Origin of the sequence: Escherichia sp. WS1118 (genome assembly GCF_046487695.1) — a bacterium.
GTDB classification, from domain to species: Bacteria; Pseudomonadota; Gammaproteobacteria; order Enterobacterales; family Enterobacteriaceae; genus Escherichia; species Escherichia coli.
On the sequence record NZ_JBJQIZ010000009.1, the window covers coordinates 187,279 to 208,197 of the forward strand.

The 20,919-nt window shown below is 53.2% G+C and carries 19 protein-coding genes; 4 read left to right on the top strand and 15 right to left on the bottom strand.

Annotated features, from left to right (window positions below; all coding sequences use genetic code 11):
* Positions 1-7: 7 nt before the first annotated feature.
* The 8 genes from fdx to trmJ all read right to left on the bottom strand — a co-directional run bounded on the left by fdx (position 8) and on the right by trmJ (position 6,402).
* Positions 8-343 (bottom strand): ISC system 2Fe-2S type ferredoxin, encoded by a 336-nt coding sequence (fdx, locus tag ACJHYO_RS16655; RefSeq protein ID WP_001124471.1) that lies wholly within the window; start codon positions 341-343, stop codon positions 8-10.
* Between the two features lies 1 nt (position 344).
* On the bottom strand, positions 345-2,195 hold the full coding sequence (gene hscA, locus ACJHYO_RS16660) for a Fe-S protein assembly chaperone HscA (protein WP_001196627.1): 1,851 nt from the start codon (positions 2,193-2,195) through the stop codon (positions 345-347).
* 16 nt (positions 2,196-2,211) lie between these two features.
* Positions 2,212-2,727, bottom strand: a complete 516-nt coding sequence (hscB, locus tag ACJHYO_RS16665; RefSeq protein ID WP_000384413.1) for a co-chaperone HscB — start codon at positions 2,725-2,727, stop codon at positions 2,212-2,214.
* A gap of 95 nt (positions 2,728-2,822) precedes the next feature.
* Positions 2,823-3,146 carry an iron-sulfur cluster assembly protein IscA gene (gene iscA, locus ACJHYO_RS16670; protein WP_000028953.1) on the bottom strand — a complete coding sequence of 108 codons (324 nt, stop codon included), beginning with the start codon at positions 3,144-3,146 and terminating at the stop codon, positions 2,823-2,825.
* Positions 3,147-3,162: 16 nt separating this feature from the next.
* The gene (gene iscU / locus ACJHYO_RS16675) at positions 3,163-3,549 is read right to left on the bottom strand and encodes a Fe-S cluster assembly scaffold IscU (RefSeq protein ID WP_000331707.1); all 387 of its coding nucleotides are present in this window, start codon (positions 3,547-3,549) and stop codon (positions 3,163-3,165) included.
* Positions 3,550-3,576: 27 nt separating this feature from the next.
* Positions 3,577-4,791 carry a cysteine desulfurase gene (gene iscS / locus ACJHYO_RS16680; protein ID WP_001295373.1) on the bottom strand — a complete coding sequence of 405 codons (1,215 nt, stop codon included), beginning with the start codon at positions 4,789-4,791 and terminating at the stop codon, positions 3,577-3,579.
* 111 nt (positions 4,792-4,902) lie between these two features.
* Positions 4,903-5,391, bottom strand: coding sequence for a Fe-S cluster assembly transcriptional regulator IscR (iscR, locus tag ACJHYO_RS16685; RefSeq protein ID WP_001241357.1), 489 nt, complete (start codon positions 5,389-5,391; stop codon positions 4,903-4,905).
* Between the two features lie 270 nt (positions 5,392-5,661).
* Positions 5,662-6,402: a tRNA (cytosine(32)/uridine(32)-2'-O)-methyltransferase TrmJ gene (trmJ, locus tag ACJHYO_RS16690; RefSeq protein WP_085455470.1), complete on the bottom strand. Its 741-nt coding sequence runs from the start codon at positions 6,400-6,402 to the stop codon at positions 5,662-5,664.
* Between the two features lie 118 nt (positions 6,403-6,520).
* Between trmJ and suhB the strand changes: the two genes are divergently transcribed.
* The 3 genes from suhB to csiE all read left to right on the top strand — a co-directional run bounded on the left by suhB (position 6,521) and on the right by csiE (position 9,794).
* Positions 6,521-7,324 carry an inositol-1-monophosphatase gene (gene suhB / locus ACJHYO_RS16695; RefSeq protein ID WP_000553451.1) on the top strand — a complete coding sequence of 268 codons (804 nt, stop codon included), beginning with the start codon at positions 6,521-6,523 and terminating at the stop codon, positions 7,322-7,324.
* A gap of 144 nt (positions 7,325-7,468) precedes the next feature.
* Positions 7,469-8,323, top strand: a complete 855-nt coding sequence (locus ACJHYO_RS16700) for an alpha/beta hydrolase (protein WP_001350309.1) — start codon at positions 7,469-7,471, stop codon at positions 8,321-8,323.
* A gap of 190 nt (positions 8,324-8,513) precedes the next feature.
* Entirely contained in the window at positions 8,514-9,794 is a 1,281-nt protein-coding gene (gene csiE / locus ACJHYO_RS16705) for a stationary phase inducible protein CsiE (RefSeq protein WP_000983019.1), read from the top strand.
* Here the strand turns inward: csiE and ACJHYO_RS16710 are convergent.
* Positions 9,786-10,925, bottom strand: a complete 1,140-nt coding sequence (locus ACJHYO_RS16710; RefSeq protein ID WP_000244186.1) for a 3-phenylpropionate MFS transporter — start codon at positions 10,923-10,925, stop codon at positions 9,786-9,788. The genes csiE and ACJHYO_RS16710 overlap by 9 nt on opposite strands.
* 368 nt (positions 10,926-11,293) lie before the next feature.
* On the opposite strand from ACJHYO_RS16710, the gene ACJHYO_RS16715 reads away from it, so the two are divergent.
* A complete protein-coding gene (locus tag ACJHYO_RS16715; RefSeq protein ID WP_001298395.1) occupies positions 11,294-11,716 on the top strand; it encodes a DoxX family protein in 423 nt (140 codons plus the stop codon).
* A 159-nt stretch (positions 11,717-11,875) separates the two neighbouring features.
* Here the strand turns inward: ACJHYO_RS16715 and ACJHYO_RS16720 are convergent, their stop codons facing one another.
* From ACJHYO_RS16720 to ACJHYO_RS16745, 6 genes are all read right to left on the bottom strand, one after another.
* Complete coding sequence (locus ACJHYO_RS16720; protein ID WP_085455471.1) at positions 11,876-12,748, bottom strand: aldose 1-epimerase; 873 nt, start codon at positions 12,746-12,748, stop codon at positions 11,876-11,878.
* Positions 12,749-12,759: 11 nt separating this feature from the next.
* Entirely contained in the window at positions 12,760-13,854 is a 1,095-nt protein-coding gene (locus tag ACJHYO_RS16725; protein WP_000700794.1) for a zinc-dependent alcohol dehydrogenase family protein, read from the bottom strand.
* A 32-nt stretch (positions 13,855-13,886) separates the two neighbouring features.
* The gene (locus ACJHYO_RS16730; RefSeq protein WP_001276658.1) at positions 13,887-14,885 is read right to left on the bottom strand and encodes an ABC transporter permease; all 999 of its coding nucleotides are present in this window, start codon (positions 14,883-14,885) and stop codon (positions 13,887-13,889) included.
* 24 nt (positions 14,886-14,909) lie between these two features.
* Entirely contained in the window at positions 14,910-16,421 is a 1,512-nt protein-coding gene (locus tag ACJHYO_RS16735; RefSeq protein ID WP_000493478.1) for a sugar ABC transporter ATP-binding protein, read from the bottom strand.
* A gap of 22 nt (positions 16,422-16,443) precedes the next feature.
* Positions 16,444-17,427, bottom strand: a complete 984-nt coding sequence (locus ACJHYO_RS16740) for a substrate-binding domain-containing protein (protein ID WP_001124926.1) — start codon at positions 17,425-17,427, stop codon at positions 16,444-16,446.
* A gap of 96 nt (positions 17,428-17,523) precedes the next feature.
* Entirely contained in the window at positions 17,524-20,805 is a 3,282-nt protein-coding gene (locus ACJHYO_RS16745) for a DUF5107 domain-containing protein (RefSeq protein WP_085455472.1), read from the bottom strand.
* Between the last annotated feature and the right edge of the window lie 114 nt (positions 20,806-20,919).

Below are 20,919 nucleotides of genomic sequence, written 5' to 3' on the forward strand. Positions count from 1 at the left end.
ACCTCTGTTAATGCTCACGCGCATGGTTGATAGTGTAACGCGGGATTTCAACCACTAAATCTTCGTCGGTGACGCGCGCCTGGCAGCTTAAACGGCTTTCCGGCTCCAGTCCCCAGGCTTTGTCCAGCATGTCGTCTTCCTGCTCTGAGCTTTCCGGCAGCGAGTCAAAACCTTCACGAACGATGCAGTGGCAGGTGGTGCAAGCACAGGATTTTTCACAGGCGTGTTCAATCTCGATACCGTTACGCAGCGCAACGTCGAGAATGGTTTCACCGCTATTCGCTTCCAGAACAGCGCCATCAGGGCAGAGATCCTGATGAGGCAAAATAACAATCTTTGGCATATTAAACCTCGTCCACGGAATGGCCTTTCAGCGCACGACGAACCGACTGGTCCATGCGGCGAGCGGCGAAATCCTGGGTTTGTTTGTCTACGTTTTTAATCGCTTGTTCGATGGCGTCAACATCATCGCCCTGCGCCACTTCACTCAGGTGAGCAGCAGCATCGTCAATGACCTGACGTTCTGCGGCGCTTAACAGCGCGGCATCAGCAGCCAGCGCACCGTGCAGACTTTCCAGCACACGCGCCGCTTCTACTTTTTGTTCTGCCAGCATTCGGGCTTTTACGTCCTGCTCGGCATAGCTCATTGAGTCTTTGATCATCGAGGCGATTTCGCTATCGGTCAGGCCATAAGACGGTTTGACCTGAATAGACGCCTCAACGCCGGTGGATTTCTCCATCGCCGTCACGCTCAAAAGACCGTCGGCATCGACCTGGAACGTCACGCGAATATGCGCGCCGCCAGCCGGTAGCGCCGGAATACCTCGCAGCGCAAAACGCGCCAGCGAGCGGCAGTCCTGCACCAGTTCGCGCTCACCCTGCATCACATGGATAGACATCGCCGTCTGACCATCTTTAAAGGTGGTGAAATCCTGGGCGCGGGCCACCGGAATCGTGGTATTACGCGGGATCACTTTCTCCACCAGGCCGCCCATCGTTTCGAGGCCCAGCGACAGCGGGATCACATCCAGCAACAGCATTTCGCTGTCCGGCTTGTTACCCACCAGAATATCCGCCTGAATCGCCGCGCCAATAGCGACGACTTTATCCGGGTCGATAGAAGTCAGCGGTGGACGACCGAAAAATTCGCCTACTCGTTCACGCACCAGCGGCACGCGAGTAGAACCGCCCACCATCACCACTTCCAGCACTTCATCAGCTTCTACGCCCGCATCTTTCAGCGCGCGACGACAAGCCAGTAAGGTTCGTTTTACCAGTGGCGCGATCAGTTCATTGAATTGTTCACGGCTGATTTCGCCCTGCCAGCCCGCAACGTTAACGGTCACGGAGACCGCATCGCTCAGCGCGATTTTGGCCGCAATGGCAGCATCGAGCAGTTCACGCTGAACGCGGTTATCGCTACGATCAGGAATGCCCGCCTGCTCGCGAATGTAATCCGCCAGCAGATGGTCGAAATCATCGCCGCCGAGCGCGGAATCACCGCCGGTCGCCAGCACTTCAAACACGCCGCGACTTAAGCGCAGAATGGAAATATCAAACGTCCCGCCGCCGAGGTCATAAACAGCGATCACGCCTTCCTGGCCGGAATCCAGCCCGTAGGCAATAGCCGCAGCGGTCGGTTCATTAAGTAAGCGCAGAACATGCAGCCCCGCCAGACGCGCCGCGTCTTTGGTGCCCTGACGCTGGGCATCGTCAAAGTACGCTGGAACGGTGATAACGACACCATCCAGCTCGCCTGCCAGGGCTTCAGTTGCCCGCGCCGCCAGTGCTTTGAGGATGTCCGCAGAAACGCGCACCGGGTTCAGCAGCCCCGCCGCCGTTTCAATCATCGGCAGGCCATTTTCGCTGGCCTGGAATTGATAAGGCAGATGCGGATAGCGTTGCTGGATATCAGCCAGCGAGCGCCCCATCAGGCGTTTAACAGAACTAATGGTGTTGGCGGTGTCGAGCGCTGCGTTAGTACGCGCGTCATAACCCACCGAATGCCCTTGCTGTTGATAGTGAACAACAGATGGCAGCAGGTGACGGCCTTCATGGTCAGCTAACGTTTCGGCCTGACCGCTGCGCACTGTTGCCACCAGCGAGTTGGTTGTGCCCAGGTCAATACCGGCCGCCAGGCGACGCTGATGCGGCGCAGCACTCAAACCAGGTTCACTAATTTGTAATAAGGCCATGTTTAGCTTCCAGAAATTAAAAATCGAGCAGTTTTTCTTCGAGTTGTTCGGCACTGCTCCGCAGTTTATCGAGAAAACGCAGCTTACGCACGGTATCCGCCGCCGCGTCCCACGTCTCGTTGTCTAACTGTTCAACCATCAACTGATGGCGGGTATCAAACATCTTTTTCACACGTTTGATAAAGCTTTCCAGCCGCGCTTCATCTTTCGCCTGTTCGATCTCGTCCAGTTCTTCGCGCAGTTCCAGCTGTTCCATCAGGAACGCAGTGTCGCGCACAGTATGCTGCTCGCTGGCGAGATCAAAACCGTGCAAAGAAAGCAAATATTCCGCGCGCATTAACGGATGACGCAGCGTTTGCCAGGCCTGGTTAATGGTCGCGGATTGCTGTACGGCGGCGAGTTGTTCCGCCTGGCTTCCGCTGGCGAATTTATCAGGATGATACTGACGTTGTAGATCCTGAAAACGCAGGCTCAGCGCCTGGGTATCGAGTTGATAACGGGCAGGCAAGCCAAAGAGGGTGAAGTAATCCATAACATTCTCAGGGCTGCGATCCGCCGCGATAACGGCGAATCAGGTAAAACAAACCCCACGCGCAGGCGACCACGGTGGGGTTATCGGTATGCGCATCAAACGTGGAAGCTTTCGCCGCAACCACACTCATCTTTGACGTTCGGGTTGGTGAATTTAAACCCTTCGTTAAGGCCTTCTTTGACGAAGTCCAGCTGCGTACCGTCCAGAAATTGCAGGCTTTTGCCATCGACCACGACTTTCACGCCTTTGTCTTCAAACACGATGTCTTCCGGCGTCGGTTCGTCAACAAATTCCAGTACATAAGCCATACCTGAACACCCGGAGGTTCTCACGCCCAGACGCAGGCCAAACCCTTTACCGCGGTTAGCCAGAAAGGTATTTACTCGCGCTGCTGCACTGTCGCTCAGTGTAATCGACATAACCAAACCTCAACTCTTATTTTGCTTCACGTTTGCTTTTATAGTCCGCAATGGCGGCTTTGATCGCGTCTTCTGCCAGAATAGAACAGTGAATTTTCACCGGCGGCAGTTCAAGTTCTTCAGCAATATCGGTGTTTTTGATCGCCTGCGCTTCGTCGAGAGACTTCCCTTTCACCCATTCGGTGACCAGGGAGCTGGAAGCGATAGCGGAACCGCAGCCGTAAGTTTTAAAACGCGCGTCTTCAATGATACCTTCATCGTTGACTTTAATCTGCAACTTCATCACGTCGCCACAGGCCGGTGCACCCACCATGCCGCTGCCGACGTTCTCGTCGTTGTTGTCAAAGGAACCCACGTTACGCGGATTCTCGTAATGGTCGATAACTTTTTCGCTGTAAGCCATTATAAATTCTCCTGATTCCGATACCGATTAATGATGAGCCCATTCGATGCTGTTCAGATCCACGCCCTGCTTGTACATTTCCCACAGCGGAGAAAGGTCACGCAGACGACCGATGGATTTACGAACTAACTCGATGGTGTAGTCGATCTCTTCTTCAGTAGTAAAACGACCTAAAGAGAAACGGATAGAGCTATGTGCCAGCTCGTCGTTCAGCCCCAGCGCGCGCAGCACGTAGGACGGTTCGAGGCTTGCTGACGTACAGGCGGAACCTGAAGAAACCGCGAGGTCTTTCAGCGCCATAATCAGCGACTCACCTTCAACGTAGTTGAAGCTGACGTTGAGAATGTTCGGCGCACCGTGTTCCAGGTCACCGTTCAGGTAAACTTCTTCGATATCTTTGATGCCGTTCCACAGACGGTTACGCAGGCCGCGCAGACGTTCCATCTCGGTCGCCATCTCTTCTTTTGCGATGCGATAGGCTTCGCCCATACCGACGATCTGGTGAACAGGCAGAGTGCCGGAACGCATACCGCGCTCGTGACCGCCGCCATGCATTTGTGCTTCGATACGTACGCGCGGTTTACGACGCACATACAGCGCACCAATACCTTTCGGGCCATAGATTTTGTGACCGGAGAAAGACATCAGGTCAACTTTCAACTGGCTCAGATCGATCGGCAGTTTGCCCACGCTCTGGGTTGCATCAACGTGATAGATAATGCCACGAGCACGGCACATTTCGCCGATAGCCGCGATATCCTGCACCACGCCGATTTCGTTATTTACGTGCATGATGGAAACAAGGATGGTGTCGTCACGCATCGCTGCTTCGAGTTCTTTCAGGTCGATAATGCCATTACGCTGCGGTGCCAGGTAAGTGACTTCAAAACCTTCGCGCTCCAGCTGACGGCAGGTATCCAGTACCGCTTTATGTTCGGTTTTACTGGTGATGATGTGCTTGCCTTTTTTCTGATAAAAGTTGGCTGCACCTTTGATCGCCAGGTTGTCAGATTCGGTTGCACCAGAGGTAAAGACGATTTCACGCGGATCAGCGCCGACCAGATCGGCAATCTGATTACGGGCGATATCTACCGCTTCTTCAGCCTGCCAGCCGAAACGGTGAGAACGGGAGGCCGGGTTACCAAAGGTTCCGTCCATCGTCATAAACTGCATCATTTTCTCGGCAACACGCGGGTCCACCGGCGTGGTTGCGGAGTAGTCGAGATAAATCGGTAATTTCATTGCTCTATAAACTCCGTACATCACTCAATGCAAGGAACCAGGCTACCGGCTGGATGTACGACCGTGTTTACGGAGTGTTTAGCACTCCGGCCTGATTCTGAATTCTTTTTATTAAGCGCGTAACTTAACGTCGATCGCGTCTTGTGTGCGGGTGCGTGGCGCGTCGTGAGTATGCTGACGACCAGACACATCCAGCACTTCCTGGTTATTAACCAGTTCGCCTAAAGTAATGTTATTGAGAAAACCGGTAAGACGGTCGCTCAAATCACGCCACAGCGCGTGGGTCAGGCATTTATCGCCGCCCTGGCAGCCGCCTTTACCCTGACAACGGGTGGCATCTACAGATTCGTCAACGGCGCTAATCACTTCGCCAACGGCGATGCTGCTGGCATCTTTGCCTAACAGATAACCACCGCCTGGTCCACGTACGCTGGAAACCAGACCATTTTTACGCAGACGGGAAAACAGTTGTTCCAGATAAGAAAGGGAAATTCCCTGACGTTCGGAAATATCAGCCAACGGTACCGGGCCCGCTTCAGAGTTGAGCGCAACGTCAAGCATTGCGGTCACGGCATAGCGCCCTTTAGATGTCAGTCTCATGTCTTACTTCACCTCAAACTCGCCCCTGCCCGGGGTTTTTTATTGTAAAAGTGGGGGTATTGCATAGCAGGGTCAAGTCTGACATTCCCGAGTAAATTGGTCAACTATTTACTTGACTGATTTAGTCGGGTATTTAACCTTCAGTGCCATTTTTTTATCGTGGCGTTTGTACCTGTTGTCGGATGCGACGTGAACACCTTATCCGACCAGGGATTCCGTGCACTTACAGGCCTGATAAGACGCGTTAAGCATCGCATCAGGCAACCACTGTTATTCGGCCTTGTTACCTTTATTCTGCTGCTCAATAGAAGCCAGAATCCCGCGCAGGATATTCAATTCCTGGCTTTCCGGGCGTGCACGGGTAAACAGACGGCGCAATTTATTCATCACCTGCCCCGGATGGTTTCCACGGATAAAACCGGTTGCCAGCAGCGTTTGCTCCAGATGACCATAAAAACGCTCCAGATCATCGACCAGAGGATACGGCGTCTCTTCATGCTCGACCTGCTCGCCATTTTCCTGAGTTGCCAGCCAGGCCATGCGCACTTCATAGGCAATAACCTGAACCGCCATCGCCAGGTTCAGCGAACTGTATTCCGGGTTAGCCGCAATCGCGACATGATAATGGCATTTCTGCAACTCTTCATTGGTCAAGCCGACGCGCTCGCGACCAAACACCAGCGCCACCGGGGTATTTGCCGCTTCAGCGACGCTTTTCAGACCGCATTCGCGCGGGTCGAGCATCGGCCACGGCAGCGTGCGGGAGCGAGCGCTGGTGCCCACCACCAGACTACAACCGGCTAACGCTTCGTCGAGCGTATCGACGATGTGAGCATTACCAATCACATCGCTGGCCCCTGCTGCCAGGGCAATCGCCTGGGAGTCAGGTTTCACTAGTGGATTAACCAGCCACAGATTGGTTAATCCCATTGTTTTCATGGCACGGGCAACAGAACCCATATTGCCGGTGTGTGACGTCTCCACCAGCACAATTCGAATATTTTGCAGCATTGTCTTTCTTCATCTAAAGATTATTCACGCATCTTATCATAAAACGAAGACAGATGCCGATCTCGCTGCTATACTCTGCGCCGTTTTCCCGTTCTTTAACATCCAGTGAGAGAGACCGATGCATCCGATGCTGAACATCGCCGTGCGCGCAGCGCGCAAGGCGGGTAATTTAATTGCCAAAAACTATGAAACCCCGGACGCTGTAGAAGCGAGCCAGAAAGGCAGTAACGATTTCGTGACCAACGTAGATAAAGCTGCCGAAGCGGTGATTATCGACACGATTCGTAAATCTTACCCACAGCACACCATCATCACCGAAGAAAGCGGTGAACTTGAAGGTACTGATCAGGATGTTCAATGGGTTATCGATCCACTGGATGGCACTACCAACTTTATCAAACGTCTGCCGCACTTCGCGGTATCTATCGCCGTTCGTATCAAAGGCCGCACCGAAGTTGCTGTGGTATACGATCCTATGCGTAACGAACTGTTCACCGCCACTCGCGGTCAGGGCGCACAGCTGAACGGCTACCGTCTGCGCGGCAGCACCGCTCGCGATCTCGACGGTACTATTCTGGCGACCGGCTTCCCGTTCAAAGCAAAACAGTACGCCACTACCTACATCAACATCGTCGGCAAACTGTTCAACGAATGTGCAGACTTCCGTCGTACCGGTTCTGCGGCGCTGGATCTGGCTTACGTCGCTGCGGGTCGTGTTGACGGTTTCTTTGAAATCGGTCTGCGCCCGTGGGATTTCGCGGCAGGCGAGCTGCTGGTTCGTGAAGCAGGCGGCATCGTCAGCGACTTCACCGGTGGTCATAACTATATGCTGACCGGTAACATCGTTGCTGGTAACCCGCGCGTTGTTAAAGCCATGCTGGCGAACATGCGTGACGAGTTAAGCGATGCTCTGAAGCGTTAATGACTCAGGCGGGTGATATCACTCACCCGCCCTCGCCTTTCAGGCGCTATTCCGAAATACTTCCTCACCGCTTTACTTTCTTTCGTCACTCTCCCACCATCTTTCCCCGATTAATGGATGATAAATAAGTCGCAAGGAAAGGTTATGGCGCTGCCAGTGAACAAACGCGTTCTCAAAATTCTGTTTATTCTCTTTGTTGTTGCCTTCTGCGTTTATTTAGTGCCGCGCGTCGCCATCAACTTCTTCTATTATCCTGACGATAAAATATACGGTCCCGACCCCTGGTCGGCGGAATCCGTCGAATTTACGGCTAAGGACGGTACTCGTCTGCAAGGCTGGTTTATTCCTTCTTCGACGGGCCCTGCTGACAACGTCATCGCAACCATCATTCATGCTCACGGCAATGCCGGAAATATGTCCGCCCACTGGCCGCTGGTCAGTTGGTTACCCGAGCGTAATTTCAACGTTTTTATGTTTGATTATCGCGGGTTTGGTAAATCAAAAGGCACGCCGTCCCAAGCCGGATTGCTGGACGATACGCAAAGTGCCATCAATGTGGTGCGCCATCGCAGTGATGTAAACCCACAACGGCTGGTGCTGTTCGGGCAGAGTATTGGCGGGGCGAATATTCTGGATGTTATTGGTCAGGGTGATCGTGAAGGCATACGTGCAGTGATCCTCGACTCCACCTTTGCCTCTTATGCGACCATCGCCAACCAGATGCTCCCCGGCAGTGGCTACTTACTTGATGAGAGTTACAGCGGTGAAAATTACATCGCCAGCGTCAGCCCGATCCCGCTTTTACTCATTCACGGTAAAGCTGATCACGTTATCCCATGGCAACACAGTGAAAAGTTGTATAGCCTGGCAAAAGAACCAAAACGGTTGATCCTAATCCCGGATGGCGAACACATTGATGCTTTTTCCGATCGTCACGGCGATGTTTATCGCGAACAGATGGTGGATTTTATCCTTAGCGCATTGAATCCGCAGAACTAACCCATGATCGCTAGCACGATAATCATTCACAAAACCACCTTAAGACATGCTAATCCACTGGTCAGAACAGTTTAAGATGAGAAAAATTCTGTGATGCTTGCCAACATTTCTGATGATTAGCATTCCCTTCGCCATTTCCCTGAGCAAACTTTAGCTATTCTTATCAATTATGCTTATGGGAGATCTACAGATGATGCCTACGCTTGCTCCACCATCTGTCCTTTCGGCTCCCCAGCGCCGCTGCCAGATCTTGCTGACGCTCTTTCAGCCGGGGTTGACCGCCACCACGGCAACTTTCAGCGAGCTTAATGGTGTGGATGATGATATTGCCAGTCTTGATATCAGCGAAACAGGACGGGAGATCCTGCGCTATCATCAACTCACACTGACTACTGGTTATGACGGTAGCTACCGGGTTGAAGGTACAGTGCTTAACCAACGTTTGTGTTTATTTCACTGGCTACGACGTGGTTTCCGTCTGTGTCCGTCATTTATTACCAGCCATTTCACCCCCGCCCTGAAGAGTGAACTGAAGCGGCGCGGAATTGCGCGTAACTTTTACGACGATACCAATCTACAAGCGTTAGTGAATCTCTGCTCCCGACGGCTGCAAAAACGCTTTGAAACGCGCGATATTCATTTCCTGTGTCTGTATCTGCAATATTGTTTGCTGCAACACCACGCTGGAATTACGCCTCAGTTTAATCCGCTCCAACGTCGCTGGGCGGAATCCTGCCTTGAATTTCAGGTAGCGCAGGAAATTGGACGCCACTGGCAGCGTCGGGCGCTCCAGCCTGTACCGCCTGATGAGCCACTGTTTATGGCATTACTTTTTTCCATGTTGCGGGTTCCCGATCCACTGCGGGATGCGCATCAGCGGGACAGGCAACTGCGTAAGTCTATCAAACGTCTGGTAAACCACTTTCGTGAGCTGGGAAATGTTCGTTTTTATGATGAACAGGGGTTATGCGATCAGCTTTATACCCACCTCGCCCAGGCGTTAAATCGCAGTTTGTTTGCCATCGGTATTGATAACACCCTGCCGGAAGAGTTCGCCCGCCTGTATCCACGCCTGGTGCGCACCACCCGCGCGGCGCTGGCTGGATTTGAAAGTGAATACGGCGTCCATCTTTCTGATGAGGAAAGCGGTCTGGTCGCGGTGATTTTTGGTGCCTGGCTAATGCAGGAAAACGACCTGCATGAGAAACAGATTATTCTACTGACCGGGAATGATAGCGAGCGAGAAGCGCAGATTGAGCAGCAGCTACGCGAACTAACGTTACTGCCGCTCAACATTAAACATATGTCGGTAAAGGTATTTTTGCAGACAGGCGCTCCGCGCGGCGCGGCACTGATTATTGCTCCTTATACCATGCCGTTACCGCTCTTTTCACCACCGCTGATCTATACGGACCTGACATTGACAACACATCAACAGGAGCAGATCCGCAAAATGCTCGAATCAGCATGAGGGAACAACTTTCGGGCGCAAAAACATTGCCGGAAGCGCCACCAGCGCCATCACCCAGAACACGCCGTGGCCGAGATATTGATACAGGAAACCGGCGAAAACGGTCATGATGGCGATACTGCCGCCCATCGCGACGGCAGAGTAAACCGCCTGTAAACGGATGACTTCGCTACCCTGGCGAGCAGCAATATAGCGCATGGCAGCCAGGTGGCAGACCGTGAAGGTACCGCAATGCAGAATTTGCACCACTATCAACCACGGCAACGCCGTCGTTGCTCCCATAATGCCCCAGCGCACTACGCCGCAAATCGCCGAGATCAACAGCATATCGCGTGCACTACAACGGCGGAAAAGTTTATTACTCAGCGCAAAGATAATGACTTCCGCCACCACGCCCAGCGACCACAAATACCCCACCGCCGAGGCCGAGTAGCCAGCTGCCTGCCAGTAAATGGCGCTAAAACCGTAATAGGCCGCATGTGCCCCCTGCAATAAACAAACGCAGGCCAGAAAGCGCCAGTTCTGGCGAACCAACGCCAACCACGCAGACCAGCCGGTGCTCTCCTGCTGGCGGCTTGCCCCTTGTGGCTGAATCGTCGGACGGATGAGAAAGCCGAGCAGCATGGATGCCACGCCCAACGTCAACAGCGCGAGGATCACCCGATAATCAAACATACTGACCAGTTTGCCCGTCAGCGCCGAGCCAATGACAAACGCCACCGAGCCCCACAGTCTCACTTTGCCGTAATCAAGCGGGAACTGCTTTTGCCACGTATTCGCCAGTGCATCGGTCAACGGTACCAGCGGTGAGAAAAAGAGGTTAAAGCCAATCATCACCAGCATCAGCCACGCTACGTGCGCCCCCGCCCAGAAGGCGACAGCAAAGAGAAGTGTCAGCAGTGCCAGCACGCGCAAGGCGGAAATCAGGCGGGAAGGATCGCTGACGCGGGGCGCGATGAGCAAACTCCCGAGGAAACGGGCAACCAGACCCGCCCCCAATAACAGGCCGATGGTTTCTGGCGTTAAACCAATCCCTTTAAGCCAGACGCTCCAGAAAGGTAGAAAAATGCCGTAACTAAAAAAGTATGTGAAATAGCCGAGCGCCAACCAGCGCGTGGATTGCAAAACCATGAGTCCCTCCCGTCAGGAGGCGTTAGTCTGAGGTTAATCGAATGTTGGTGCAAGTTGAAAAATAAGAATATTCGAGCCTGCTTCCTGACGGTTATCCTGCATATCAGGAAATGACAAAAAAGAGCGGCCCACAACACAACATGTAAAAAAGAACGATGAAACAGGTGAAAATCGCAATTTATTGAACTGACAAACTCATGTGAGACGGATAAGGCGTGCATGTCGCATCCGGCAGGAAACAATAAGCACATTGTCAGCCATCTGCGTTATGCCGTTATACCAGAAACGAATATCTCAACGCCTGGGCGTGGCGAGGTGCCAGAGTGTGTATTACGTTTAAATCACATCATCTTGCAAAGGGATTGGTTATGAACTCACTACGTTATTTTGATTTTGGCACTGCCCGCCCCGTTTTGTTATTAATTGCCCGTATCGCCGTGGTCTTAATTTTCATTATTTTTGGTTTTCCCAAAATGATGGGCTTTGACGGTACGGTCCAATATATGGCCTCGCTGGGCGCACCAATGCCGATGCTGGCAGCGATTATTGCGGTAGTTATGGAAGTGCCCGCCGCGATATTAATCATACTTGGCTTTTTCACCCGTCCGCTGGCGGTGCTGTTTATTTTCTACACGCTGGGAACTGCGGTGATTGGTCATCATTACTGGGATATGACTGGCGATGCGGTTGGGCCAAATATGATTAATTTCTGGAAGAATATCAGCATTGCTGGCGCATTCCTGCTGCTGGCAATTACCGGGCCGGGGGCAATTTCTCTCGATCGGCGTTAGGAAAGATGCCGGATGCGGCGTAAACGCCTTATCCGGCCTACCGCTCCAACACCGATTGTAGGCCTGATAAGACGCAGCAAGCGTCGCATCAGGCATCGTGCACCGAGTGCTACAAAATCGAAATTACCCCGTAGGCCTGTGCATCCGGCATTTTATAAATTACAGCAACGCAACCCGCAACGACATCTCTGAAATTGTTGATTCCCCTGGTGCAAGCGCAATGAGGTCACCACCTTCCGGACGATGATGGTCATCCGGCGCATGACTCATCGGTTCCAGACAGAAGAAATCAAACGCATATCCTTTATCAAACGCAGGGTCTGAAACAAAGATGAAATAACACGGTGCAGGTGGCGTCGTTTCCATGATGATGGCATAACCCTCCTGCGGCTGCTCGATGCGGGCCTGACCATTCCATCCGGCAAAACCATTGTTTACCCACTGGCGCGGCAACGGCGTGAGCTGGTTAAAATCCAGTTCCTGCGGTAGCTGCTCGCAAAACTCACCCGCCAGCCACTGCTCCTGCTCCCGCCAGTAACAGCTCGCCTGTGCCTGAATCCGCGTTTGCGGCGACAACGGAAAATAAGGATGCCAGCCGGTACCAAATGGCAGCGTCTCTGCCCCTTGATTGGTGACAGCGAGCGTCACCGTCAGCGTATCCGCCGTTAAATGAAATGCCTGGCTTACCCGATAGTGATAAACACCGCTGAGATGTTCATACACCAGACACAAGCTATCATCGCTGCGCGAGACACATTGCCACTCGCCCAACCAGCCATCGCCGTGTAGATAGTGCGCATCCCACTCAACATTCGGTTGCAGTTGATACTCACGCCCCTGCCAGACAAAACGGTTGCCGCTCACCCGGTTTGCAAATGGTACCAGCGGAAAACAAGAGGCATCGGTTGCCACACCGCTTTTTTTACCAGGACGTAGCAGCGGCGTCGTATCGCGCCAGAAGCCTTCGATTACGCCGCCCTGATCAGAAACGTCCAGCTTTAGCGGCCCGTGAGATAAGGTATAGATGGTCATCCGCAGACTCCTTAATCCGGGAAATTAATCACAACTTTCCCGCATTTGCCGCTTGCCATCAGTGCATAAGCATCTCCCGCCTGTTCCAGCGAGAAGCGGTGGGTAATGGCATTACGCGGACACAGTTTCCAGTCCGTTAAATCGTGGGCGCATTTTTCCATATGGAACAGACTGGTCACCCAGGAGCCGATAATCCGCCGTTGATGGTGCATCAGGTCAGCGCTAACCTCGAACTCGACTTTTCCGGTTTCACCAATGTAAACCACGCGTCCCCAGTCAGCGGTGGATTGCAGTGCCAGTAAGCGACCTGCGGCATTACCGGAACAATCAAGCGCAACATCCGCGCCGCCGTGAGTGAGTTCGGCGATTATCTGCGGCAGACCTTCGGTGGTCGCTAAATAGCCGTGATCCATCACTCCTAACTGTTTCGCCATCGCCAGACGTTCCGGCAACATATCAACGCCGATGATCCTTTTTGCACCGCGACCTTTCGCCAGCATCATCGCCATCATGCCGACCGGCCCCAGACCAACCACCACCACGTTATCGCTACCGGAAACCTCGCCGCGCAAAATCCCTTCATACGCCGTACCAACACCGCAACTGATAAACGCGCCATCTTCGTAACTCAGCGCGTCTGGCAGGAGGATCAGATCTTTTTCTTCCGCCAGTAGGTATTCGGCATGACCGCCGTCACGCTGCCAGCCGTAAGCGGCTTTTCCTTCACCGGTGCAGGAGATAGGAAAACCGCGACGGCAGTTCGGGCAAAAGCCACAACCGGAAATGTGATACACCAGCACGCGGTCGCCCTCTTTAAAATGGCGACAGCCTTGCCCCATCGCCACAATCTGCCCGCACGGTTCATGACCGTTGATAAATCCCTGGTATAACGGTTTATCGGGTGCCGCCGCCGTAGCGCGGTGCTGGTGGTAGATATAGTGGACATCGCTTCCGCAAATCCCGGAGGATTTCATTTTGATCAGTACCTGGTTAATCCCCGGCGTCGGCACCGCAACTTCCCGCAGATCGACGGTCGAATTTCCTGGTAAATAAGCTGCCAGCATCGTTTTCATAAATCCCTCATTAACAATACGATTAATTTTCATCCCTGCCGCACCTGCGCCAGGGGCGTTAAGGTTTAGCGTTTCGCTTTACTGCTACGCTGGGTCAGCAAGATATTCGCCAGCACCGCCACCACGATGATGACGCCGCGCACCACCTGCTGGAAAAAGGAGTTAATCCCGAGCAGCACCAGACCGTTACCGATTAGCGTAATCACCAGTACGCCAAGCAGCGTACCGAACAACGAGCCGCGACCGCCGGAAAGCGCCGTACCGCCGACAACGACCGCGGCGATGACGTCAAACTCCAGACCGTTTGCGGCACCTGCGTTACCGGAACCGAGGCGGGCCGCCAACAAAATGCCGGTCACCGCCGCTAATAATCCCGAAAGGGTAAAAATAAGAATGCGTACCCGACGAACGTTAATACCGCACAACTGCGCTGCAGTGGCATTACCGCCAACAGCAAAAACCGAGCGCCCGAAGGCAGTTTTGCGGCTAATGAACACAAACAGCGCAAATAACACCATCATGATCAGCGCGGATACCGGCACACCGAGAAATTGTCCGCCCAGCCAATCCAGCACTTCGTTTTCGTTAATTGGCACTGGCAAGGCGTTCGTCATAAACAGCCCCATTCCGCGCAGGGCGCTCCATAAACCCAGCGTGGCAACAAAACTTGGCACGCTAAACACGCCGCGCAGCACCCCGGCGAGCGTTCCCATCAGCGCACCTAACAGCAACACCAGCAGACAAGCAATCGCCAGCGGAACGTCAAATTGCAGCAAAAACGCCAGGCACACTGAAACAAAAGCCACCATCGGCCCAACGCTGACATCAATTTCACCGGAGATAATAATCAGCGTCATCGCCCAGGCGGCGATCCCGATGGTGGCGGCATCGCGCAGCACGTTCATTTGGTTATTCAATGAGATAAAGCCAGGCGCATTCAGGGAGAAGACCAGATAAAGAATGGCAATCACCACCAGCAAACCGATCTCATTAATATGGCGACTGACAAATTGTTTGAGCGAGACGCTCTTGCCCTGCGGCAATGGTAATGACGAAGCAGACATCTTCAGGTTCCTCGGTAAAATTCATCAGTGCACAGACAGAATGGCGGACATCAGCTCATCCACATTGACCGGAGAGTGAAACTCCTGCGAGAACGTGCCGTGCTGTAATAACAGGATGCGGTCACACACCAGCGGCAACTCCTCCACTTCACTGGAGATAAACACCACGCTTTTTCCTTCGGCAGCCAGCTCGCGGACAATACGGTAAATTTGCTGTTTGGCTTCGATATCGACGCCGCGCGTTGGCTCGTCGAGCAACAAAATCTGGCTGGCGGCATAGACCCAACGACCGATCACCACTTTTTGCTGATTGCCGCCAGAAAGCGTGCCGATGGGCGTTTCGCTACTGGCGGCCTTGACCGTCATCCGCTGCATCACCTCTTCGGTCAGGCGGCGGATGGTGGACCATTGCAGCACACCGTTGGCGCTGATTTTTTGCCGATTGGTCAGCACTGTATTTTCGTCAACGCCCAACCAGGGAATGATCCCCGCTTCTTTGCGGTTTTCTGGCGTATAGCCAATGCCGCGTTTCAGCATGTCGCCGTAATCGGGGCGCGTGATTTTCTCGCCGTTGATAACAATTTCGCCCTGTTCATACGTCTCCAGCCCAACAATCGCCTTCAGCAATTCACTGCGCCCTGCCCCCAGCAGACCAGCAATGCCGAGCACTTCGCCACGACGTAGCGTAAAACTGATATCCTCCAGCTTGGGCTTATGGCGTAACGCACGGACTTCCAGCACGGCTTGATCCACAATTTCCTGAGGGGCAACCGGCGCAATATCAACGTGATCGCGCCCGAGCATTAGCGACACAATATGATGCGTAGAGGTGTTTTCGAGCATCACATCGCCCGCCACCTGACCATCGCGCATAACGGTGGCACAGGAGGCAATGCGGCGAATTTCTTCCATCCGGTGGCTGACATAAATCACCGCCACGCCCAGTGCCGACATCTTTTTCACCGCGCTGATCACCAGTTCAACTTCCGCACTGGCAAGCGAGCTGGTGGGTTCATCAAGAATGACCACGCGCGGCTCGCCCTTCATCACCCGCGCAATTTCCACCAGTTGCTTTTGCGCCGGGCTTAGTGTTGAAACAAGTTGTTCAGGACTAACGTCAACGCCCAACGCCTGTAAGCAACGTTGGGCGTCCTGCGCCATTTGCAGGTAATCAATCATGCCGTTGCGGCGGGGCCACTGACCGAGGCAGAGGTTTTCCGCCACTGTCAGCCCTTCCACCAGACTTAACTCCTGATAAACCGCACGAACCCCCAGTTCAGCGGCACGGCGAGTCAGCGTAGCTTCGTCACCTTCCAGTCGCGTCTCGCCAATCCAGATATCACCGCTATCCGGACGTTCGCTACCGGTCAGCATTCGAATGAGGGTCGATTTTCCCGCACCGTTTTTGCCTAACAGCGCGCGAACTTCGCCTTTATTGAGCGTGAAGTTAACGTTATCCAGCGCAACGACGCCGGGATAACGCTTATTTCCTGCCACCACTTTTGCTACCGGGACTGCCTCTGTTGCCGTGAACATAGGGACCTCTGCGAATCAGCGATTAGGGCAGACCATCAACGTGCGTTGCCAGCCACTGTTTACCGTCTTCCGTTTTGGTATAGAGATCGATTGGCACCTGAATCACTTTTTCACCGTCGGCTTGTTTATTGATAACCTTCAATGTTTGCGTAAAAACAGCATTGCCCATTTTCTTACCGGAAATATCCACCACCGCTTTCAGCACCTGGTTGTTTTCCAGCTCCTGAGCAATTTCAGTGGTCATATCAGAACCGAAAACAGCAATTTTTCCGGCCTGATTTTGATTACGTACCGCTTTTACCGCGCCGAGTGTCGCTCCGCCCGATTCCCCCATAATGGCGTTGAGATCCGGCGTGGAGATAATCAGTTTTTCACCGACAGAAATCGCTTTATCTAAAACAGTCCCTTCCTGATTAGCGACAATTTGCGCGCCGGGAACGCGGGCTTTTAATACTTCTTCAAACCCTTTACGTCGTTGCACACAAACTTCAAAGGCTTCGCAATTGATGACGGCAATTTTCGGCTGGTCAATTTTGTTGGCAATAAAATAATCGGCGGCTGCGTTACCCAGTTTTTTACCAAATTCCAGCGGGTCACCAACCAGATATGCCGAGACATATTTATCGACACCCTTTTGATTAATACAGGTGTTGTAGCAAATCACCGGAATACCCGCTTCACTGGCGCGACGAACGGTACGGCTACTGCCATTTTCAGACACTGCCGATAAAATAATGGCATCGACATTACGCGCCACGAGGGTATCAACAAAGGTACTTTCTTTCGAAATATCGCCCTGAGCGTTAGTTTCAATTAATTGTACCTGTACTGAAGAATCTTTTGCCGCATCCTGAACGCCCTGACGCACTCCGGCGTAATATCCCTGGGTATCAAGGTATATTGCGCCAATAGTCATTTCTTTATCAGAAGCCCTGGCAAATAGTGCGCTACCCAATAGCGTAGCCATTAATAATAAATTACGGGTTCTTGTCATTTTTTTAGGCATAGTGCCTCCTGTAGGGTTTTTATTTACAACGGCTTATTTTAATTATTTGAGCGTGAGCGGCAGCGCGTGCCGCTCAAATATTACAGTTAATAGGGTTTAGTGAACGTAGCTAAAAATAAAAGGCATCACGGTGGTGAATAATGCCGCTTTCGGCCAGGCTGGATTAATCGCCATCAATTCAGCGCGAGCAGATTCATAGTGCGCAACCTCCCCTAATCCCGCGGCCGCCAGCATCGCCACCATCAGGCATTTTTCTTTATGCTGCTGTTGTAAATCGCTATACAGCGACAACAAGTCAGGCTGCGAGACGGCAAAGAAATCCGCTTCGATACTGGTTTTCGCCATCTCTTTCGCCCACTGTTTCATTTCACTAAACAGTTGCTGTGCGGTGTGTTGTTCGCCCAGCAGTCGCAGCGCCATTCCTTGCCAGAAGAGATAATCAACCGGCTGATCGTTGTAATAACTGTGGATGTTAATGGTGCGATCGCCGGTCGCCGCCAGACGTAAACAACGCATCGCTTCAGTTTCATCGCCCTGCGCGTTGGCGCATACTGCCTGCCAGAACCAGATGTCGTTGTCAGTTTGCCCCGGTAAACGGCCTTCGCTTAAATTCTCCGGATAATGCAGCGCGGCATGAAGCAGTTCGCTGGCCTGCTGCGGCTCTCTGGCATCAAGATGCTGCCAGGCGCGTAATAACTGGTTGAGGATAAACTGGCTGGTGACCTTCCCTTCCCCACCTTCCCACGGGTGGAATTTGCGCGTGGCGAGAATGTCCGCCGCTTTGTCTGCCTGACCAGTGAGATGCCACAAATTGAGCAGTTCTGCGGTCATGTCGTCGCGTTTCAGCGCAATTTCCAGATTATTTTCCAGACGCGCCAGTCGTTTCTCCGGTGTGACACCGCTTAACTTATCCAGCAAATCCCGTTCGAAAAGCAGACGTGCATCCTGCGGCGCAAGCTGATAAGCATTATCAAGATAACGCGCGGCCAGCTCATAATCGTGCTGCTTATTCCACGCATGGATCGCCAACCCGCGCCAGCCGTCGGCAAACTCCGGCGACATCTCTACGCAACGCTGCCATAAGGCAATGGCTTTGCCGTAGCTACGCTTGTTGTAGTAGAAGCAGGCCAGTAAATGCCGGGCAAACCAGCACTCTTCGATACTCTCCAGCGCCGCCACTTCTTCCAGCGTATTCGGGAAACGGACAAACTGCGGGAAGGCATCAATAGCTTTTGCGACCAGTTCTCCGCGTTCAGCTTTTGGTAGCAAACTGGCTTGCAGGTAAAGCGGTAGCGTGCGCTGACAGTCCAGTGCGTTCAGCATATCTGCCGCCAGGGCGGGCATGCCCCAGTTAATCAGTTGCCCGGCGGTCATCAGGGCGTTAACGTCGCGTCCCTGACAAAGACCTCGCCACTGTACGAGGGCAGATTCGCTACGACCATCGAACCAGTTCAGCCACCACAGAGTAGCGTTCAGCGGATAATCACGCAGCAGTTTCTCGCGCTGCAAACGCGCGTTGTCCTGACGACCACTTAACACCAGTAGCAGGTTATGCAGGCAAAGCACTTCCTGATTGGTTGGGCAGGCGCGAAGACTTTGTTGGCAAAAATCCAGACCAGCGTCAAAGTTACCATTACGCGCCGCCAGCCGTGCCAGACCATAATAGCCGCCTGCTTTACTGTTGCCGCTCCAGACCGCACGCCAGAAATCCTCTTCGGCTTGTTGATATTGCCCCTGACGTTCGTAAGCACTGGCGCGAATCAAACTCGCCTGTCCGCACTGCGGATTTTTGTTCAGCGCATGTGCGCGTTTCAGCGCCTGAGTGGCATACGCCACCGCTTGCGGGAAATCGGCACGGTTATATTCCAGCATCGCCAGCGCCAGGTTACAGCGATAATCCAGCGGATCCAGCGCCACGCCGCGCAGGTAGTAATCGAACGGTGAACGGCTCGCGTGATGATATTGCTCCAGATGTTGACCGATAAACCAGGCTTCATCTGTACTGGTAATGTCTTGTGCTGCCAGTGGCGCTTTGGCGACGTCCGGCAACGGCAACGCTTGCGGCTGATGTTCATGATAACTCAGTACAATATTGCCGTCGGCATCGGAGAGCTCAATGGTCAGCCTTTCAGGATTGATACCGTGCAACACGCCCTGGATGGCGGTCGCTGGTGTCAGGGCCACGGCATCATCGAGCAACGCGTTGCATTTGCCGATTTCGCGGATCGCCAGGCGGTATCCGTTCAACGGAGAGATGGCATACAGCCCCCACTCAATCCCCCGCTCACTACGCTGGAGTTTTATCACCGCATCGCGGGAGGCATTTTGCACCATGCCCAGAGAATGATAAGGCAGGAAATACTGCTCGAAACGCTTCTCCTCGTAAGCATCAAGCCAGGTAAAATCAGGCTGGTTATCGGCAAAAATACCGGTCATCAGTTCGATATACGGGCCGTTATTGTCAGTCAGGCTCTTATCCCACGCCTGGCCAAATTCACTGTGTCCCCAGCTCCACTGTTTTTTACCTGGCGCAATATGGTGGTTGGCAACGTGTAGCAAACCACCATCTTCATCGTGACACCACGCGCCAACAAAATCGTACTGTGATTTTTCAGCCATATATGAGGTTGGAACGGGCACATTTTTATAGCGAGAAATGTCCACCCCGGCGGAGTAGTCCACTTTGTAGTAAGTGCCGGTGGCGATGGGGAAAGCGGAGACGGCCCGTTTGCCGTGATCAAACACCGCAGTCACATCCGGTGGGAAAACGCTCTGATGCCCTTCACCCCCTTTCACTGCCGGGTTGGCCCACCACAAGAAATGACGCGGCGTGGCGTTGCCGTTATAGACGCGACTGGCGATTTCCAGCGCCGCCCGGTCAGGGCGCAGGGTGAAACCTGTCATCACCTGTAAACCGTGCATCGGCTCCGTTTCGCCGACCCACACCGTCTGTGCGCCGTCGTCATGGGCTTCGAGGGTGAAATCAACGGGCATAAAGGTGGTCGGGCGATGGTGTTGCGGCCAGTTAAACTCAATCCCGCCGGAGATCCACGGCCCCAGCAGTCCCACCAGCGCCGGTTTAATGACTTCATTGTGATAAACAAAATCGCGCTGTTTCACTTTATCCCACGCGCGATGCACCCGACCGCCCAGTTCCGGCAGGATCATCACTTTGATGTAGTCGTTTTCCAGCCACACCGCCTGCCAAGATTTCAGGGTTTTCTGCTCGCTCAGCGTATCGGTCACGCCGTAGGGATAAACCGCGCCGGACGATCCCTGATAAACGCGATTTTCCAGGAACATGGGATGTATATCCTGCGGCCCGGTTTCATAGGTCGGGATCTCAACGCGCTCTTGCCACACTTTTACTGGAGTCATGGTGCCCTCAATATTAACAAGACATACTGAATTAAAAGATTTGTGGCAGTGTATTGAACAATCTGGCACTGTTTTCGCGGAATAATCACGCAATTAACTAAACAGGGTTTAGTG

What these genes read in the sequence shown, in the direction of transcription:
- ACJHYO_RS16700 (WP_001350309.1), top strand. Translation starts at nt 7,469, where the DNA reads ATGGCGCTGCCAGTGAACAAACGCGTTCTCAAAATTCTGTTTATTCTC.
- iscU (WP_000331707.1), bottom strand. Translation starts at nt 3,549, where the DNA reads ATGGCTTACAGCGAAAAAGTTATCGACCATTACGAGAATCCGCGTAAC.
- iscR (WP_001241357.1), bottom strand. Translation starts at nt 5,391, where the DNA reads ATGAGACTGACATCTAAAGGGCGCTATGCCGTGACCGCAATGCTTGAC.
- ACJHYO_RS16710 (WP_000244186.1), bottom strand. Translation starts at nt 10,925, where the DNA reads ATGGTTTTGCAATCCACGCGCTGGTTGGCGCTCGGCTATTTCACATAC.
- fdx (WP_001124471.1), bottom strand. Translation starts at nt 343, where the DNA reads ATGCCAAAGATTGTTATTTTGCCTCATCAGGATCTCTGCCCTGATGGC.
- iscA (WP_000028953.1), bottom strand. Translation starts at nt 3,146, where the DNA reads ATGTCGATTACACTGAGCGACAGTGCAGCAGCGCGAGTAAATACCTTT.
- trmJ (WP_085455470.1), bottom strand. Translation starts at nt 6,402, where the DNA reads ATGCTGCAAAATATTCGAATTGTGCTGGTGGAGACGTCACACACCGGC.
- hscB (WP_000384413.1), bottom strand. Translation starts at nt 2,727, where the DNA reads ATGGATTACTTCACCCTCTTTGGCTTGCCTGCCCGTTATCAACTCGAT.
- csiE (WP_000983019.1), top strand. Translation starts at nt 8,514, where the DNA reads ATGATGCCTACGCTTGCTCCACCATCTGTCCTTTCGGCTCCCCAGCGC.
- ACJHYO_RS16715 (WP_001298395.1), top strand. Translation starts at nt 11,294, where the DNA reads ATGAACTCACTACGTTATTTTGATTTTGGCACTGCCCGCCCCGTTTTG.
- ACJHYO_RS16745 (WP_085455472.1), bottom strand. Translation starts at nt 20,805, where the DNA reads ATGACTCCAGTAAAAGTGTGGCAAGAGCGCGTTGAGATCCCGACCTAT.
- ACJHYO_RS16735 (WP_000493478.1), bottom strand. Translation starts at nt 16,421, where the DNA reads ATGTTCACGGCAACAGAGGCAGTCCCGGTAGCAAAAGTGGTGGCAGGA.
- ACJHYO_RS16725 (WP_000700794.1), bottom strand. Translation starts at nt 13,854, where the DNA reads ATGAAAATTAATCGTATTGTTAATGAGGGATTTATGAAAACGATGCTG.
- ACJHYO_RS16740 (WP_001124926.1), bottom strand. Translation starts at nt 17,427, where the DNA reads ATGCCTAAAAAAATGACAAGAACCCGTAATTTATTATTAATGGCTACG.
- suhB (WP_000553451.1), top strand. Translation starts at nt 6,521, where the DNA reads ATGCATCCGATGCTGAACATCGCCGTGCGCGCAGCGCGCAAGGCGGGT.
- hscA (WP_001196627.1), bottom strand. Translation starts at nt 2,195, where the DNA reads ATGGCCTTATTACAAATTAGTGAACCTGGTTTGAGTGCTGCGCCGCAT.
- ACJHYO_RS16730 (WP_001276658.1), bottom strand. Translation starts at nt 14,885, where the DNA reads ATGTCTGCTTCGTCATTACCATTGCCGCAGGGCAAGAGCGTCTCGCTC.
- ACJHYO_RS16720 (WP_085455471.1), bottom strand. Translation starts at nt 12,748, where the DNA reads ATGACCATCTATACCTTATCTCACGGGCCGCTAAAGCTGGACGTTTCT.
- iscS (WP_001295373.1), bottom strand. Translation starts at nt 4,791, where the DNA reads ATGAAATTACCGATTTATCTCGACTACTCCGCAACCACGCCGGTGGAC.